Raw genomic sequence first — 17898 nt, 5'->3', positions numbered from 1 at the left:
GCACTATGGAGAGAAAAGCTAGCTTCCTGAGCAGTCTGTTGAAACAAGAAACGATAAAATTTTTGGTTGTTGGTGTTTTAAATACCTTAGTGGGATATGGATTCTTCTATATTTGTTATACTGTAGCAGAATGGAGTTACCCGTTGTCACTTGTAATTTCACATATAATCGGGGTTGTTAATAGTTTTTTGTGGAATAGTAAGTGGACTTTTAATACAGCCGAAATAAAATTATCACGTGTATTGAAGTTTTGCCTTGTCTACCTAGTCACTCTTTTTCTGAATTTAGCAACACTAAGCTTTTTTGTAGAATGGGTTGGGGTTGAAGTCTTGATTGCGCAATTGCTTTCGCTATTCATAACCACTGCTGTTAGTTTTTTTGGACATAAATATTGGAGCTTTAATAAAGGGAGGATTATTAAGTGAGTAATATTGGTAATTATGTTTCAGTTAATAATAGTGATTTTAGAGGTGTCATAGTTGAGGAAAGTATAGATAATTTTATTATTGTAGCGACTAGAGACATAGAGGGAAATGCTTCTAAAGGTCTTGAACTGAAATTAAAAGGAGCAAAGCAATCCATTTTATGTGATTTAAATAAGAAAGAAGCACATCTAAAAGAATGTGTAGCATTATTAGATGTTATTGAGCAGGGAAGCCTAGAAGCTTTACTTAGACAAGATATCCTAAATAAAGTGGAAAGTTATTATCATTCTGCCCACAAAAAAGATGAGGGTTTTAATATTGAAACGACTCATGTCAATTATGGCGGACGCGTATACAATGAGAAGGAAATGCGCAGTCTGGTTGACTCATCACTGGACTTCTGGCTGACAGCTGGACGTTACAACAAACAATTTGAGAAGGAGTACGCGGAATTCTTGGGTGTCAGATATGCATTGTTGACCAATTCAGGATCATCTGCTAACCTCTTGGCATTTTCTGCCCTTACATCCCCTAAGCTGAAAGAGCGCCAGATCAAACCGGGTGACGAAGTAATCACTGTTGCTGCCGGCTTTCCGACTACAGTAACTCCTATTGTTCAGAACGGCGCAATTCCTGTTTTTGTAGATGTCGAGCTGGGAACTTACAACATACTGGTAGATCGTATTGAAGCTGCAATTACACCTAAGACCAAAGCAATTATGGTTGCCCATACCATGGGTAATCCGTTTGAATTAGATAAGGTACTGGAAATCGCTGAGAAGTATAATCTTTGGCTCGTCGAGGATAACTGTGACGCTCTAGGTTCTACTTTTAACGGAAAATTAACCGGAACTCACGGACATATTGGTACTTCGAGCTTCTATCCTCCGCATCATATGACCATGGGGGAAGGCGGTGCAGTCTATACGAACAATGCATTGCTAAAATCCATCATTGAATCTTTCAGAGACTGGGGCAGAGACTGCTGGTGCCCGTCGGGCTGCGATAATACTTGTAAAAAACGGTTTGGCTGGGAGCTCGGCTCTTTACCATACGGCTATGATCATAAATATACCTACTCCCACATTGGTTATAACTTGCGGGTAACAGAAATGCAGGCGGCTATCGGAGTGGAGCAGCTTAAAAAAGTTCCGATGTTCACTCAAGCCCGTAAAGACAACTTCAAACGTTTGTATGAGGGTGTCAAGGATTTGGGGGATTCCTTCATTTTGCCTAGAGCGACCGAAAACTCCGATCCTAGCTGGTTTGGCTTTATGCTTACTGTACAGGACGGGGCAAAGTTCACTAAGAATGAAATTGTTGAATATTTAGAAGCTAGCCGCATCCAGACGCGGATGCTATTTGCAGGGAATCTAACACGCCAACCAGCCTTTGCAAATGTTGATTACCGGATCAGCGGCGATCTGACGAACACTGACAAAATTATGAATGATACTTTCTTGGTAGGTGTCTATCCGGGGCTTACACACGAAAAAATTGATTACGTGGTTGGTAAAATCAGAAGCTTTGTGCTGTCAAAAAATTAAACTCTGGAGGCATTCACATGAAGGTAGTTATTCTTGCGGGTGGTTATGGCACACGGATCAGTGAAGAATCTCATCTCAGACCAAAGCCGATGATTGAGATAGGCCAAAAGCCAATCTTATGGCACATCATGAAGCTCTACTCTCATTATGGATTTAATGATTTCGTAATATGTCTAGGTTACAAGGGATTTTATATTAAAGAATATTTTGCCCACTATTTTCTGCATGAATCTGATGTTACCTTTGATTTCACAAGTGATAATCAATTGGTGACTCACACTCATACTGCGGAACCATGGAAGGTTACCCTTGTGAATACAGGGGTAGACACTATGACTGGCGGAAGAGTAAAAAGAATTCAAAAGTATATTGGAAATGAGCCGTTTATGCTTACCTATGGTGATGGTGTTGCTGACGTGAATATTTCTGAGCTTGTCAAACAGCATCAGTTGCACGGACGCTTGGCGACTGTAACTACTGTGCAGCCCAGCGGTCGCTTTGGTGCGCTGGATATAGCTCCGAATAACGAAGTTAAGGGGTTCCAGGAGAAGCCTAAAGGTGATGGTGCCTGGATTAATGCTGGATTTTTTGTTTTACAGCCAGATATATTTAATTATATTGGTGGCGATGAAACCTTTTTTGAAAAAGAGCCATTGGAAGGTTTGGCACGAGACGGCGAGCTGTTTGGATATAAGCATGATGGCTTCTGGCAGCCTATGGATACAATGCGCGATAAAAATCTCCTGGAAGATTTGTGGGGAAGCGGTAAAGCCCCTTGGAAAATTTGGGATGCAGAGTCGGTGAAAACACAATGATTAATAGAGAGTTCTGGAAGGGAAAGAAGGTTTTGGTGACCGGGCATACCGGTTTCAAAGGCTCCTGGCTGTGTCTTTGGTTAAGCTCAATGGGCGCCGAAATCACCGGGTACGCTCTTGAGCCTTCGACTTCGCCAAATCTGTTTGAGTTAAGCGAAATTAGTAAATTGCTTAAAAATAATATTATTGCCGATATAAGAGACTATCAGGCTTTAAATGCTGCAATGCAGAACGCGCAGCCGGAAATTGTAATTCATATGGCAGCTCAGCCTTTGGTGCGTGAATCTTATAAAAACCCGGTTGAAACGTATGAAATCAATGTAATGGGGACTGTTAATCTGCTGGAGGCAATCCGGAACTGTGGTAGTGTTACAACTGTAGTTAATGTGACAACAGATAAATGTTATGAGAATAAAGAGTGGCATTGGGGATATAGGGAAAATGAACCGTTAGGAGGGCATGATCCGTATTCTAGCAGCAAAGCCTGTTCTGAACTGGTAACGAGTGCCTATCGGAATTCATTTTTGAATAATCAGATTGAAGGTAGAACTATTGCAGTAGCTTCTGCACGGGCGGGGAATGTTATCGGCGGCGGAGACTGGGCAGCAGATAGGCTCGTACCCGATATCATCAGATCTGTAATGTCGAATAAAGCAATTGTTATTAGAAATCCGGCGTCTATCAGACCATGGCAGCATGTGCTTGAACCACTAAGCGGATACCTTTTACTTGCTGAAAAGCTCTATGAAAACGGGGAAGAGTTTGCAGAAGCCTGGAATTTTGGTCCTGCAGATACTGATGCCAAACCTGTTGAATGGATAGTTCAGGAAATTTGCCGGAAATGGGAAGGCGCATATTATGAATTCGATAACAGCAAGCATCCGCATGAAGCGCAATATCTAAAACTGGATTGTTCTAAGGCAAAAGCCGAGCTTAACTGGAGTCCAAGGTGGAACCTGGAGCAAGCACTGGATCAAATTATAAAGTGGTATCAAGGCTATAGTAATGGTCAATCGGTTTACGAGCTGTCATTACAGCAGATAACTGAATACGAAGGCGCTATTACTCAATAAGGAGCGTAAACAATATATGTTGGAGAATCCTTTAAAGAAAAAGCTGAAGAGCGGCAAGCCTGTGATCGGTATCTGGTCTATAGTTCCATCCCCGATTCTTGCGGAAATATACGGCCTTTCAGGATTGGATTTTCAAATATTTGATATGGAACATGGAATTTATAATCTTGATACTTTGGATTCCTCTGTGCGTGCATGCCAAGGTTCCGGTTGCGCGTCCATAATAAGAGTGCCTAAAATCAGCCAAAGCATTGTTCAGTCTGTAATGGATTTGGGGACGGATGGAATTATAGTGCCCCAAATAGCAGATAAAAATGATGTGGAGACAGTAATCAAATATATGAGGTATGCCCCAGAAGGAGTAAGAGGATATAATCCCTTTACCCGTGCGGCACAGTACAGTAATCCTCCATCGAATGAACATGGTAAATTAAATAACAGCTATGGGTTTTCGTCTATCATTATTGAAAATGAGAGCAGTTATGCTTTAATCGATGATATTCTTTCAGTAGAGAAATTGGATATGGTGTATTTGGGTGTTTATGATATGTCCATCGCGCTAGGCTGCAAAGGTAATGTTAAGGATCCGGTTATCCTTAAATTTGTTGAAGATTGTGTTAAGAAGATTCGTGATGCAGGCAAGGCTGCCGGAATAATGGTCAAAAATGAAGAAGATATAAAGAATGCTTATTCTTTAGGGGCAAATGTGCTTGTTTATGGAGTAGACTCTAATCTCATCTATAAATCATCGCAAGAAGCTGTGGAGCAAATGAAGTTTATATATCATTTATGAGTGAGGTAGTTCACATGAGAATGAGAGTAGCCGATTACATTGCAGGGTATATGAAAGAACAAGGCGTGAAATCTGCATTTATGTTATCTGGTGGCGGTATGATGCATTTGATCGATGCAGTAGGGAAGGCTGATGAAATTACCTACTACTGTAATCATCATGAACAGGCTAGTGCGATGGCCGCCGAAGGCTATGCACGGCAATCCGGAACTATTGGGCTGTGTTACGCTACTAGTGGGCCGGGTGCTACCAATACGGTAACTGGAATTGCTGGAGCTTGGCTTGATTCTGTTCCGTGTCTATTTTTGACTGGTCAAAGTAATTTGAAACAAACCATTCAAGGTTCACAAATTGAATCATTGAGACAGTTCGGTACTTTCGAGGTCGACATTGTGCCTATTGTGAAATCCATAACTAAATATGCAGCTTTTATCGATAGTCCTGAAAGTATCAAATATCATCTTGAAAAAGCAGTTTTTATGGCGCAGGATGGCAGGCCCGGTCCGGTATTATTGGATATCCCCCTTAATATTCAAGGGGCGATAATTGACCCTGATCTTCTTGAAGGATTTGAAGCACCGGCCTCTGCTACACAGGATTTACATGCAGTTTGTGTAGAGATTTTGGAGAAAATAGAAACTTTTGAACGCCCTGTTATTCTGGCAGGTCATGGAATTCGTTCGGCAGGTGCAGTTCGTGCATTCAGAGAATTGGTTTCACTACTTGGAGTTCCAGTCCTTACTACACAGTTGGCAAAAGATACCCTTCCTTATGATAATGAGCTGTTTATCGGTCATCCGGGAGTGAAAGGGGATCGGGCAGGGAATTTTGCCGTGCAGAATGCTGACTTTATTCTGTCTCTTGGCAGCAGCTTACACACTCAGACCACTGGATATGAACTGGATAAGTTTGCTGTAAATGCGTATAAAGTGCAGGTTGAGCTTGATGAAGCGGTATTGAAAAGAGAAAACGTTGGAGTAAATGAAAAAATTCATGCAGATTTAACAGACTTTATTCAAGGTTTATCAAAGGCAGTACAGACTGTTGGTTACAAAAATAAGAATTCAGCATGGAATATAAATTGTACCCGTTGGAAAGAGCAATATGCGGTATTTAAAGAAGCTCATGAGCTTGAAAGCGGGGAAATTAACTTTTACGAATTTGCTGAAATACTAAGTGAAGTTACTAAGGGCACTGAAACGGTGGTAACCGATGCCGGTTCTGCATTTTATGTCATGGGTCAAGGATTTAAACTAAAGGATGACCAGCGGTATATCGTATCCGGCGCACTTGGAGCTATGGGATATTCATTGCCTGCAAGTATTGGCGCAGCTACAGCTAACTCTGCTATTAATGTTATCTGTGTGACGGGGGATGGTTCTCTTCAGACAAACATTCAAGAGTTGCAAACAATGCGCCACAACAATTTGAATGTAAAACTGTTTGTGATCAATAATGACGGTTACGTCTCCATAAGAAATACACAGGATAACTTTTTTGCCGGACATTACGTCGGATCAGACGGTACTTCAGGTGTATCGACACCTGAACTGTCAAAAATTGCAGCAGCTTACAATATTCCTTACATCGTCTGTAGTGAAAGAGAAATGTTGTCCTCCAGTTTACAAGAGGCACTGGAACAGTCCGGACCTGTAATTTGCGAAATTATCAGCCAGCCTGATCAGAAAATAATCCCAACAGTATCATCGAAAAAACTTGATGACGGTACAATGATCTCTATGCCGATTCATGATATGTTTCCTTTTTTAAGCAGGGAAGAGCTTGAGAATAATATGTTAAAATAATACCTGGGTATATTGGAGTTGAAACAACATGAAGCGATTCGAAAAAATTAAAGTAGCTATTATCGGTAGCGGGAATATAGGGACTGATCTGCTGATGAAGGTTCATCGCTCTCCATATTTAGAGTGCTCGTATTTTATAGGCAGAAATGAAATGTCTGAGGGTATGAAAAAAGCAAAGAGTCTTGGGGTAAGAACATCTGCTAATAGTATAGATACAATTATAAACGATCCGGATTGCTGCGATATCGTTTTCGATGCAACATCGGCCATAGATCATATAAAGCACGCTCCCATATTAGAGGAGTTAGGCAAGTTTGTAATTGATATGACCCCTTCTAATATTGGTGAAATGTGTATTCCTGCTGTAAATCTCGAAGAATGTCTTAAAACAACTAATATAAATATGGTAACCTGCGGAGGACAAGCATCGATTCCATTGGCCTATGCCATTCGGCAAACACAGGAAGATGTTGAATATATTGAAGTGGTGTCAAGTATTGCATCTAAAAGTGCGGGACCGGCAACCAGAAAAAATATAGATGAATATATAAGTGCAACTGAAGTTGGCATCCAAAGGTTCTCCGATGTATACCGCACTAAAACGATACTGAATCTAAATCCGGCAGATCCCTGTATAGATATGCAAGTCACGGTATTTGCACTTGTAAAAACTCCAAACTTAGAGAGTTTAGTTGAAGCGGTAAATGAAATTGTCCGAAAAATACAGTATTACGTGCCTGGATACGAATTAATTATTCCTCCTACTATTGAGAACGAGCGTATAGTAATCATGGTACGGGTTAGAGGGTTAGGGGATTATTTGCCGGCCTACGCTGGCAATCTTGATATTATTAATTGTGCTGCAGTAGCCGCAGCTGAAGAATATGCAAAAAAAAAATATGATATACAGGAAGGTGCGGGGTTTGCAGCATATTATAATTAGTGATCCTACTCTAAGAGATGGTTCACATGCAATAAAACACCAGTTAAATCGTAAACAAATCGCAACATATGCTGCGCTGGCAGAGTCTGCGCAAATCCCTATTCTTGAAGTTGGACATGGAAATGGCTTAGGGGCTTCTTCTTTACAGCTAGGTGAGAGCCTGATTTCGGATACCGATATGTTGGAGGCATGTCGTGAGAATTTGCAGCAAACGAAACTGGGCGTTCATGTCATTCCTGGTTTCGCAACTATTTCAAGAGATCTTAGAAGCGCTATTGATCTAGGAGTAGATGTTGTAAGAGTAGCATCGCATTGCACGGAAGCGGATATTACTAAACGCCATATTGAGTATGCAAGAAGCAGAGAAAAAGAAGTATACGGTGTACTAATGATGTCTCATATGGCGTCTGCTGCCAGGTTAGTTGAAGAAGCGCAAAAGCTGGAGAGTTATGGAGCAATGGGGGTTGTGTTAATGGACTCAGCAGGTGCATATCTCCCCCATGATGTTCAAGAGAAAGTTTCAGCTTTAACGGGCAGTCTTGGGGTACCTGTAGGATTTCATGCCCATAATAATTTAGGCCTGGCTATTGCCAACTCTATTACTGCACTGGAGAATGGGGCAACCATTCTTGACGGGACAATCAGAGGTTTCGGCGCCGGTGCTGGAAATGCGCAGCTTGAAGTGCTGGTTACTGTTCTTCATAAAATGAACTACGATACAGGGATTGATTACTATAAGCTTCTGGATATTGCTGATATTGCAGAAAAAGATTTTGTAAAGATTCCTTATATTAATTCTTCCAATATTGTAAGCGGAGTGGCAGGCGTTTTTTCTGGTTTTGCCAAACCGGTTGAACGTATTGCTAAAGAATATAATGTCGATCCTAAAGATGTGTTTTTTGAATTAGGTAAGCGGAAGGTAGTTGCAGGACAGGAAGATCTGATTATTGAGGTAGCTGAAGCTCTTGCAAAACATAAAATTAATATGTAGGGGATAGGGAACTTATATGACTTACAGTACCCGTAAAAAGAATAGGATAGCAGTATTAGGTGCCACTGGTCATATAGCGCAAAGTGTTATTCATGGCTTGGCATTAAATGAAGGATATGAATTATTCTTGTATGCTCGCAATGAAGATAAACTGAAGAGTACTCTATCCTCCATTCCGGATTTGCAAAAAAATGAAGTTTATACACCCGCGTTTTCAGATTTCAATGATTTTGACTATGATGTCATAATTAATTGTATTGGAATTGGTAATCCTAGCGAATTGATCAGAAATCCTTTCCTTGTATTTAGTGTTACTGAAGATTATGACAATCTGGTTCTCAAATATCTTCAGGAACATGATTCTACTATGTATATTAATTTTAGCAGCGGTGCCGCTTATGGGTCAGACTTTCATTCACCTGCGTCTGCTACTAAATCAGCCAACTATGATCTAAATAAATTATCAACGCAAGATTTTTATGGAATTACAAAGTTAAATACTGAAGCTAAACATCGCAGTTTAACTGATAAAAGTATCATTGATTTGCGTATATTCGGTTTTTTCAGTTCCTTTATTGATCTTAACTCGAAATTCCTGCTGACGGATATTGTTAACTCTATTCAATCGGGTGAGATCCTGTTGACTACTCCGCAGAATATCATAAGAGACTACGTGCATCCGACGGATTTGGATGCATTAATTCAGTTATGTATGAATAGCAGCAATGTAAACACGGCCTTTGATGTATACTCATTGAATTCTATTAGCAAATTTGAGATATTGGATTATTTCTCAAAAAATTATGGGTTGAAATATCAGATTCAAGAGGACGCCAGTTTGCAATCCGCAACAGGCTCTAAGACTAATTATTATTCATCAAACAGCAAGGCTGAAATCATTGGATATTCTCCCGTGCATAATTCACTGCAAAGTATAATTGATGGATATAGACTGCTAGAAAACAGGTGGAAAAATGCATAGTATCAGTATTGTAACCCCTTGTTATAATGAAGAAGAGAATGTTGAAGAGCTTTATAATCAGGTCAAGGAAGTTATTGGGGGATTAGAGGGCTATGATTATGAGCATATCTTCATTGATAATGCTTCAAAGGACAGAACCGTTTCTATTTTAAAGGAAATTTCGGCTAAAGATAAGAATGTTAAAGTTATTGTTAATTCACGTAATTTTGGGCATATTCGTTCTCCCTATCATGGGTTATTGCAAGCCACAGGGGATGCGGTAATATTATTAGTTGCAGATTTACAGGATCCTCCCGGGATGATAAGAGATTTTGTTGCAAAGTGGGAAGAAGGCTATAAAATTGTGTTGGGAGTTAAGTCACAAAGCCATGAAAGCCCGGTGATGTTTGCAATCCGAAGAATGTATTACCGATTTATTAATCGGGTATCAGAAATAGAGTTGACCAAGAATAATACAGGTTTCGGATTATATGACCAGCAAATCATTCAAATTCTAAGAGAAATAGATGACCCGTATCCTTATTTTAGAGGTTTAATCTCTGATGTTGGTTTTGAGAGCTATAAAATTGAATATACCCAGCCGGTCAGAAAACGCGGAATCACTAAAAACAACTTTTATACCCTGTATGATATGGCAATGCTAGGGATAACCAATCATTCCAAGATTCCGCTGAGGCTTGCGGCAATGCTGGGGTTTGGTATGTCGGCATTAAGCTTGCTTGTAGCCATAGTATATCTGCTGGCCAAATTAATTTTCTGGAATTACTTCTCTTTGGGTACAGCACCACTGATTATTGGATTGTTTTTATTCTCTTCCGTTCAGCTCTTTTTCATTGGAATACTTGGAGAATATATCGGTTCCATCCATACACAGGTGCTTAAGAGACCATTAGTCGTTGAGAAAGAACGGATAAATTTTAAATAAGCTATCACTGGAGGCTGTTTTGTGAAAGGTATAATCTTAGCGGGTGGGACTGGTTCGCGGTTATTTCCCTTAACCAAGGTTACTAATAAACATCTTTTGCCTGTCGGGAAATATCCAATGATATTTCATTCGGTGTTTAAGCTGAAGCAGGCAGGAATTCGGGATATTTTAATCGTAACTGGCAAGGAGCACATGGGGGACGTCGTCAATTTGCTAGGCAGCGGAAGAGAAATGAATGTTAGTTTCACGTATAAAGTCCAGGATGAAGCTGGAGGTATCGCTCAAGCGCTTGACCTTGCAGAGCATTTTGTCGGAACGGACCAGATGCTGGTTATTCTTGGGGATAATATTTTTGAAGATAACATATCAGAATATGTTAAGAAATTCATGGAACAGGGCATTGGCGCTAAGATTCTTATTCAAAAAGTACATGATCCAAAAAGATTTGGTGTTCCCGAACTTAATGGAGAGAATATAATCTCAATAGAGGAAAAACCCTCTGAACCTAAATCTGGATATGCGGTGACCGGTATCTACATGTTCGATCATCACGTGTTCGATATCGTAAAAACATTAAAACCCTCGGCCCGGGGAGAGCTTGAAATTACGGATGTGAATAACGCATACATTCAGAGGAAAGAAATGACGTACGATATTCTTAAGGGCTGGTGGACAGACGCTGGAACACATCCTTCATTGGCAAAGGCAAATGAATATGCTCAAAATATTACATTTTCTGATGAATTCGGAAGATTGAAATTATAATATCTGGAGGGTACTCAGTATGAAGCTTACTCCGTTAACTTTACAAGATGCTATTTTACTCGAACCGGTGGTCCATGGCGACAACCGGGGTTTTTTTATGGAGAGCTACAATGAACATATTATGCATAATCTTGGTGTTAATTACAATTTCATTCAGGATAATCAATCTCTTTCAGCAGAAGTCGGGGTACTGCGAGGATTACATTATCAATTAAATCCTAAAGCTCAAACTAAGCTTATTCGAGTTTTAACGGGTGCCATTTATGATGTTATTGTCGACATTCGCCGTAATTCGCCGACTTTTGGCCAATGGGTTGGCGTCATTCTCAGTGAGTATAATAAGCGCCAGTTATTGGTGCCTAAGGGCTTTGCACATGGATTTTGTACACTCGTCCCTAATACTCAAGTGCTGTACAAAGTAGACGAATATTATTCCCCTGAGAATGACCGCGGCATATTATGGAGTGACCCGGCTCTTCGTATTGAGTGGCCTACTTCTAACCCTGTGCTTTCTGAGAAGGATAAACTTCATCCGCTTTTGAAAGACGCAGAGCTGAACTTTGATTAGATTATTAAAAGAATAAAGGTGGGCTAAACATGAAACTCCTCGTAACCGGCGGAGCCGGCTTTATCGGTAGCAACTTTGTAATATACATGCTGCAGCAGCACCCGGATTATCAAATCGTAAATGTGGATGCGTTGACGTATGCAGGAAACCTGGAAAACCTGAAAGCAATTGAAGGCAACCCGAACTACACTTTTATCAAAGCAGACATTACGGATGTCTCGGCGATGGATGCGCTGATTAGCCAGGGGGTTGATGTTGTAGTCAACTTTGCGGCGGAATCGCATGTGGACCGGAGTATTCTTGAGCCGGATGTGTTTGTGAAGACGAATGTGCTAGGCACGCAGGTGCTTTTGGATGCAGCTAAAAAATACAGTGTGACGAAATTCGTACAGGTGTCTACGGATGAAGTATACGGAACGTTAGGCGCTACGGGGCTGTTTACAGAAGAAACCCCGCTGACTCCGAATAGTCCGTATTCAGCCAGTAAAGCCGGCGGGGATCTGCTGGTGCGTGCGTATCATGAGACCTTCGGACTGCCGGTGAATATTACCCGCTGCTCGAATAACTATGGCCCTTACCAGTTCCCGGAGAAGCTGATTCCGTTGATGATTTCACGCGCTCTTAATGATGGATCACTTCCGATTTACGGCGATGGGCTTAATATCCGTGACTGGCTGTATGTAGAGGATCACTGCAGTGCGATTGATCTGGTTATCCATAATGGTGTTATTGGTGAAGTTTATAACATTGGCGGCAATAATGAGCGGACTAACATGCACATTGTGAAGACGATTCTTGAGGAGCTGGGCAAGCCGGAATCCCTGATTACTTACGTACAGGACCGTCCGGGCCACGACCGCCGTTACGGCATAGACCCGGCCAAGATTACGAATGAACTGGGCTGGAAGCCAAAGCACACGTTCGAGACCGGTATCAAGGAAACGATCCAATGGTATCTCAACAATAAGGAATGGTGGATCCGTATCCAGTCCGGGGAATACCAGAAATATACCGCGCTTCAATACGGCAGCCGTTTGGGGGATTCCCTGTAATGGCTACAATGAAAGTGCTTGTTACCGGATCAGCGGGACAGCTGGGCCAGGATCTCGTACTGCTGCTGCAAAAGCAGGGGCATGAGGTGCTGGGCTGCGACCGTCAGGAGATGGATATCACGAATCTGGAGCAGTGTGTGGAGGTTATCGGCGGCTTCGGTCCGGATGCGGTTATTCATTGTGCCGCCCACACAGCAGTGGATGCAGCTGAGACCGATATTGATGCAGCTTACCTGATCAATGCCACCGGCAGCAGGAATGTGGCGTTTGCCGCAGAACGGGCTGGGGCGAAGCTGGTGTACATCAGTACGGATTATGTTTTTGATGGAATGGGCAGCAAGCCGTATCACGAGTACGACAATACCGATCCGCAGAGCATCTACGGTAAATCCAAGCGGGCAGGGGAGATACTGGTTCAATCCCTGTCCTCGAAGTTCTTTATTGTCCGTACCTCCTGGGTGTACGGCAAATACGGCAATAACTTTGTCAAAACCATGCTGAAGCTCGGCCAGGAGAAACCTCTCCTGCAGGTTGTAGATGACCAAAAAGGTTCCCCAACCTACACAGTGGATTTAGCCCGGTTTCTGCTGGAGCTGATCCAGACGGAGAAGTATGGCGTATACCATGCCTCTAACTCCGAGGCCTGCACGTGGTATGAATTCACACAGGCCATCTTTGCTGAAGCTGAAGAACTTCTCGGACTTAAATTCACAGCTGCGCTTGAGCCTTGTGGAACTGAGCAGTTTCCGCGTCCGGCACCGCGTCCGCGTTACTCTGTGATGGAGCACCTGTCCATCCGGACGAACGGGTTCGAGGACATCCGGCCATGGCGTGAAGGTTTAAAGGATTTTTTAATGGAGCTGAAAAACTAGCTGTAATGTTTTCTGTTAAAATGAATAGCAACAAGCATTACAGTAAAATTATTCTGTAATATCTGTAAAAACCTCCCTAACCGGCGACTGCCTATCAGGGAGGTTTTTGTGTTATAATAATTGTCGATAGATTACTATATTTGTCAGGAGCGTAGCGGAGTGAATGTAGATGTCAGTATTTTAATTCTCAATTACAACACCTGCCGCCTGACGATGGACTGTATCAGGTCGGTGTATGAGTCGGATACGAACTTTTCCTATGAAATTATTTTGATAGATAATAATTCGCATGATGATTCCGTCGCGAAGATCAGCGCAGAATTTCCGGATGTAACGCTGATTGCGAATAAAGAGAATGTGGGCTTTGCCCGCGGCAACAACCAGGGGATGGAGGTTGCTTCCGGGCGGTATGTGCTGCTGCTGAACTCGGATACGGTGATACGCCGCGATACACTGGAGACAATGGCTGCTTTTATGGACAGCCGTCCTGAGCTCGGGGCCTCGGGCTGCAAGGTGATTCTGCCGGACGGTTCGCTGGATAAAGCCTGTAAGCGGGGGTTCCCGACGCCTGAGGCATCCTTTTATTATGCGTTTGGCTTCAGTAAGCTGTTCCCGGACAATCCCAGATTTAACGGCTACCAGTTAGGATACTTGAACCCGGATGAGGCGTATCCTGTTGATTGCCTTGTCGGGGCTTTTATGCTGGTCCGGCGCAAGACGATTGATCAGGTAGGCGGGCTGGACGAGGAATTCTTTATGTACGGCGAGGACCTGGACTGGTGCTACCGGATTAAGGAAGCGGGCTGGGGAATTCATTATTATCCGCAGACCTATATCATCCATCTGAAGGGCGGCAGCGCGCGGCGCAGGCCGTTCAAGATCGTCTATGAGTTTCACAGAGCAATGATCTTATTCCACCGTAAGCATTATAGGAGGCAGTACAACAGTATAATTAACGGAACGGTGTATGCCGGTGTGGCGGTCAAGTTTATGCTGTCCCTTGCCGTCAATGCCCTGAGGGCGCCTCGACCGGCGCCGACTCCGGCACAGAGCCTTACAGCTTCTGCTGAAGCGGGAACCCAGATTGAATCGAAGGCCGAGGTGAGATTATGATCCGCCGTAATCAGAAATTTTTGACCCAGCTGTATATGGTTGCCGACTTTATAGTGATTCAGCTGTCCTTTCTGGCGGCCTGGTGGCTGAAGTTCCGCAGCGGCTGGCTGGAGTCCTATAACACGCTCCCGGTAGAGTCCTACGCTTATTGGAGCATTATGTATGGCGCAATAGCTGTGCTGATCGGGATTGTGCTCTCACTTTATCTGCCGAAGCGCAAGAAGCGATTTGTTGATGAATTCCTGAAGATATTCCAAGTGCATATTATGGCCGTCTTTATCCTTCTGGGCGTGATGTTCTTCCTGAAGCAAATAGACGTTTCCCGCCAATACCTGGCCATTTACATGGGCTTTAACATTCTGTCCATTATGCTGTACCGCTATGTGCTGAAGACGATGCTGAAATCTCTGCGTGAAAAAGGCTATAACCGCCAGTTCGTGCTGATTATTGGAGCGGGCTCCCTGGGTAAAAGATTCTACAACAATTTGATCCAGTACCCTGAGCTGGGCTATGAAACGATCGGGTTCCTGGATGATTTTCATAAGTGGGACGGGATTGAGGAGCAGCGTTACAAGCCGATTCTCGGTACGGTCGATGAGCTGGCCGGAATCCTTGAGATGCTGCCGGTGGATGAGGTTATTCTGGCACTGCCGCTGGATGCCCATTCTAAGTACCCTGCTATCATTGCCGCCTGCGAAAAGGCCGGTATGCGCACGCTGATCATTCCTGATTTCTTTGATTACCTGCCGGCGCGGCCGTATTTCGATAATTTTGCCGGAATGCCGATGATTAACGTGCGCGATATTCCGCTGGATATGGCCGGCAATAAGCTGGCGAAGCGGGTGTTTGATATTGTGTTCTCCCTGTTTGCGATTATCGTAATGTCTCCTGTGATGCTGATTGTGGCGCTGGGCGTGAGGCTTACGTCACCCGGTCCGATTATCTTCAAGCAGGAGCGTGTTGGACTGAACCGCCGCAATTTCATGATGTATAAGTTCCGGTCTATGAAAATGCAGACGGACGCCGAGGTGGATACAGGCTGGAGTACAAAGGAAGATCCGCGCCGGACCCGGTTCGGCACCTTTATACGTAGAACAAGCCTGGATGAGCTGCCGCAGTTTTTCAATGTGCTGTTCGGCCAGATGAGTGTCGTAGGTCCGCGTCCGGAGCGTCCTTTTTATGTGGAGCAGTTCCGCGGCGAAGTGCCGAAATATATGGTCAAGCACCATGTTCGTCCGGGGATTACCGGATGGGCACAGAGCAACGGCCTGCGCGGTGATACGTCGATTGAGGACCGGATCAAGCATGACATCTTTTATATCGAGAACTGGTCGCTGCTGTTCGATATCCGCATTATTGCCAGAACAATCCGTAACGGCTTCAAAAATGCCTATTAATTTTATAATGATCCCATAGAAACGGTTGACTTCCTTGTTATAAGGCTCCAGCCGTTTTTGCTTTTTCTACTCTAACTTTTGCAAAGGAATTCCTCTACTATGGATAAAAGAAAGCTCACTGCATCTATCATCATGGCCGGCGCTATCATCCTGCTGCTGGTAATTACGCTTTGGCCCCAGGAAGAAGAGCCGGCCACCGGCTTTACTGCACATAAGGTTATAGCCCATGCGATGGGCGGGATTAACAATCATACGTATACGAATACCCTGGATGCTTTTGTGGCCAACTACGAGCAGGGTACACGCGTGTTCGAGACAGACCTGCTGCTCACTACAGACGATAAGCTGGTTGCCCGCCATGAATGGACCGGGAATATGAGCCGGTTGCTCGGTCAGCTTGACGTACTGCCCGCTGCAAGACAGGGGGCGGTGCTTAGCCATAAGGAAGTAATGGACAGCCCGATTCTGACACTCTATTCCCCGCTTGATATCGATAAAATTATGGAGCTGATGGCGGCATACCCCGACGCTTATATTGTTACAGACACTAAAGAGCTTGATCCGCAGCTGGTAACCAGACAATTTGAACATATCGTGGAGGCAGCCAAACGGAAGGACCCTGCACTGCTCTCGCGGATTGTACCGCAGATCTACAGCCGTGACATGCTTGATGTTGTCAACAAGGTGTACGCCTTCCCGGAAACTATATTTACGTTATATCAGTCTCATGACACCGACGAGCAGGTCATAGCGTTTGCCCGGGAGACCGGTGTGGAGATCACAATGCCAGTGACCAGAGCAACCAAGAGCTTTGTTCATAAGCTAAAACAGGCCGGAGCGCGCGTCTATGTACATACGGTTAACGAGGAGGACGAAATAACGAAGCTGTCCCGGATGGGTGTGGACGGGTTTTACACGGATTTTGCCTCCGAAGAGGATCTTGGCCGGATGCGGGGCGTACGCTAATAAACGTCTGCAGTAAAAACACAACGGTTTTGGCCCTTATTTTATCAAATCGGCTTGGTGATCAGGCGGTTATATACTATAATAAAAAAGCGAAAAAACGTTCGTATTTTTGAAGGGTAAGGATGGACGACAGATGAATGAAATGCGGCAATTAATACAGCCGTGGCGGCATGTGTTTAAGCTGGACCCGGACCGTGAACTCGGAGATGGCGAGCTTGATGAAATTTGCCGTTCCGGAACAGATGCTATTCTTGTAGGCGGCTCTAGCGGTATCACTTATGATAACACCACCAAACTGCTTTCCAGGCTGCGCCGCTATGAGCTGCCCTGTGCACTGGAGGTTTCCGAGCTTGAGGCGGCTGTTCCGGGCTTTGACCTGTACATGATTCCTATGGTGCTGAACACGCCGCATACAGACTGGATTCTGGGCCATCACCGCAAGGCGATTGAGCGGTTTGGCAGTCTGATACCTTGGGAGCTGCTGCTGACGGAAGGATATATCGTATTAAATGAAAACTCCTCAGTAGCCCGTCTTACCGGCGCCGACACCGGATTAAGCCGCCGGGCCGCCGCTGCGTATGCGGAGATTGCGGACAAGCTGATGCATCTGCCGGTCGTCTATCTTGAATACAGCGGGATGTTTGGCAGCATGGAGGTTGTCCGGGAAGTGAGAGAGTCGGTAGAGCACAGCCAGCTGTTTTACGGCGGGGGAATTACCGGCGAGGCTGAGGCTGAACAGGCTGCGGCACTATGCGATACCGTCGTAGTGGGCAATATTATATACCGTGATGTGCAGCAGGCGCTGTTAACTGTGCAGGCGGTTAAGAAGACACAGAAGACCTATATTTGAAAGGAGCATGTCACCC

Annotated in this window: 18 protein-coding genes; all 18 read left to right on the top strand. The window is 43.9% G+C overall.

The annotated features are described in order from the left end of the window. Positions 1 to 5: 5 nt before the first annotated feature. On the top strand, positions 6 to 425 hold the full coding sequence (locus R70331_RS27760) for a GtrA family protein (protein WP_042181163.1): 420 nt from the start codon (positions 6 to 8) through the stop codon (positions 423 to 425). Then, positions 422 to 1972 (top strand): lipopolysaccharide biosynthesis protein RfbH, encoded by a 1551-nt coding sequence (gene rfbH, locus R70331_RS27755; RefSeq protein ID WP_231576368.1) that lies wholly within the window; start codon positions 422 to 424, stop codon positions 1970 to 1972. Before R70331_RS27760 ends, rfbH begins: the two co-directional genes overlap by 4 nt. A 17-nt stretch (positions 1973 to 1989) precedes the next feature. Continuing rightward, complete coding sequence (gene rfbF, locus R70331_RS27750; protein ID WP_042181161.1) at positions 1990 to 2787, top strand: glucose-1-phosphate cytidylyltransferase; 798 nt, start codon at positions 1990 to 1992, stop codon at positions 2785 to 2787. Then, a complete protein-coding gene (gene rfbG / locus R70331_RS27745) occupies positions 2784 to 3860 on the top strand; it encodes a CDP-glucose 4,6-dehydratase (RefSeq protein WP_042181159.1) in 1077 nt (358 codons plus the stop codon). The genes rfbF and rfbG overlap by 4 nt, the downstream gene beginning before the upstream one ends. A 16-nt stretch (positions 3861 to 3876) precedes the next feature. Then, the gene (locus R70331_RS27740) at positions 3877 to 4653 is read left to right on the top strand and encodes an HpcH/HpaI aldolase family protein (RefSeq protein WP_042181157.1); all 777 of its coding nucleotides are present in this window, start codon (positions 3877 to 3879) and stop codon (positions 4651 to 4653) included. Positions 4654 to 4667: 14 nt separating this feature from the next. Then, complete coding sequence (locus R70331_RS27735; protein WP_197071372.1) at positions 4668 to 6458, top strand: thiamine pyrophosphate-binding protein; 1791 nt, start codon at positions 4668 to 4670, stop codon at positions 6456 to 6458. A gap of 28 nt (positions 6459 to 6486) precedes the next feature. Next, the gene (locus tag R70331_RS27730; protein WP_042181155.1) at positions 6487 to 7401 is read left to right on the top strand and encodes an acetaldehyde dehydrogenase (acetylating); all 915 of its coding nucleotides are present in this window, start codon (positions 6487 to 6489) and stop codon (positions 7399 to 7401) included. Beyond that, entirely contained in the window at positions 7382 to 8392 is a 1011-nt protein-coding gene (dmpG, locus tag R70331_RS27725; protein WP_231576367.1) for a 4-hydroxy-2-oxovalerate aldolase, read from the top strand. Before R70331_RS27730 ends, dmpG begins: the two co-directional genes overlap by 20 nt. A 16-nt stretch (positions 8393 to 8408) precedes the next feature. Beyond that, complete coding sequence (locus tag R70331_RS27720) at positions 8409 to 9374, top strand: NAD-dependent epimerase/dehydratase family protein (RefSeq protein WP_042181152.1); 966 nt, start codon at positions 8409 to 8411, stop codon at positions 9372 to 9374. Further along, on the top strand, positions 9367 to 10299 hold the full coding sequence (locus tag R70331_RS27715; RefSeq protein ID WP_042181150.1) for a glycosyltransferase family 2 protein: 933 nt from the start codon (positions 9367 to 9369) through the stop codon (positions 10297 to 10299). The genes R70331_RS27720 and R70331_RS27715 overlap by 8 nt, the downstream gene beginning before the upstream one ends. Before the next feature lie 21 nt (positions 10300 to 10320). After that, positions 10321 to 11064 carry a sugar phosphate nucleotidyltransferase gene (locus tag R70331_RS27710; protein WP_042181148.1) on the top strand — a complete coding sequence of 248 codons (744 nt, stop codon included), beginning with the start codon at positions 10321 to 10323 and terminating at the stop codon, positions 11062 to 11064. 19 nt (positions 11065 to 11083) lie between these two features. Next, the gene (gene rfbC, locus R70331_RS27705) at positions 11084 to 11632 is read left to right on the top strand and encodes a dTDP-4-dehydrorhamnose 3,5-epimerase (protein WP_042181146.1); all 549 of its coding nucleotides are present in this window, start codon (positions 11084 to 11086) and stop codon (positions 11630 to 11632) included. 29 nt (positions 11633 to 11661) lie between these two features. Beyond that, on the top strand, positions 11662 to 12684 hold the full coding sequence (gene rfbB / locus R70331_RS27700) for a dTDP-glucose 4,6-dehydratase (protein ID WP_042181144.1): 1023 nt from the start codon (positions 11662 to 11664) through the stop codon (positions 12682 to 12684). An 8-nt stretch (positions 12685 to 12692) separates the two neighbouring features. Then, entirely contained in the window at positions 12693 to 13556 is an 864-nt protein-coding gene (gene rfbD / locus R70331_RS27695) for a dTDP-4-dehydrorhamnose reductase (RefSeq protein ID WP_042183341.1), read from the top strand. A 159-nt stretch (positions 13557 to 13715) separates the two neighbouring features. Then, on the top strand, positions 13716 to 14669 hold the full coding sequence (locus tag R70331_RS27690) for a glycosyltransferase family 2 protein (RefSeq protein WP_081947768.1): 954 nt from the start codon (positions 13716 to 13718) through the stop codon (positions 14667 to 14669). After that, on the top strand, positions 14666 to 16066 hold the full coding sequence (locus R70331_RS27685; RefSeq protein ID WP_042181142.1) for an undecaprenyl-phosphate glucose phosphotransferase: 1401 nt from the start codon (positions 14666 to 14668) through the stop codon (positions 16064 to 16066). Before R70331_RS27690 ends, R70331_RS27685 begins: the two co-directional genes overlap by 4 nt. 99 nt (positions 16067 to 16165) lie before the next feature. Then, entirely contained in the window at positions 16166 to 17032 is an 867-nt protein-coding gene (locus R70331_RS27680; protein WP_042181140.1) for a phosphatidylinositol-specific phospholipase C/glycerophosphodiester phosphodiesterase family protein, read from the top strand. A gap of 142 nt (positions 17033 to 17174) precedes the next feature. Beyond that, positions 17175 to 17882: a heptaprenylglyceryl phosphate synthase gene (locus R70331_RS27675; RefSeq protein WP_042183337.1), complete on the top strand. Its 708-nt coding sequence runs from the start codon at positions 17175 to 17177 to the stop codon at positions 17880 to 17882. The last annotated feature ends 16 nt before the right edge of the window (positions 17883 to 17898 follow it).

Source organism: Paenibacillus sp. FSL R7-0331 (genome assembly GCF_000758645.1).
Lineage (GTDB): Bacteria > Bacillota > Bacilli > Paenibacillales > Paenibacillaceae > Paenibacillus_AQ > Paenibacillus_AQ camerounensis.
This window is presented reverse-complemented; position numbering and strand designations above follow the sequence as displayed.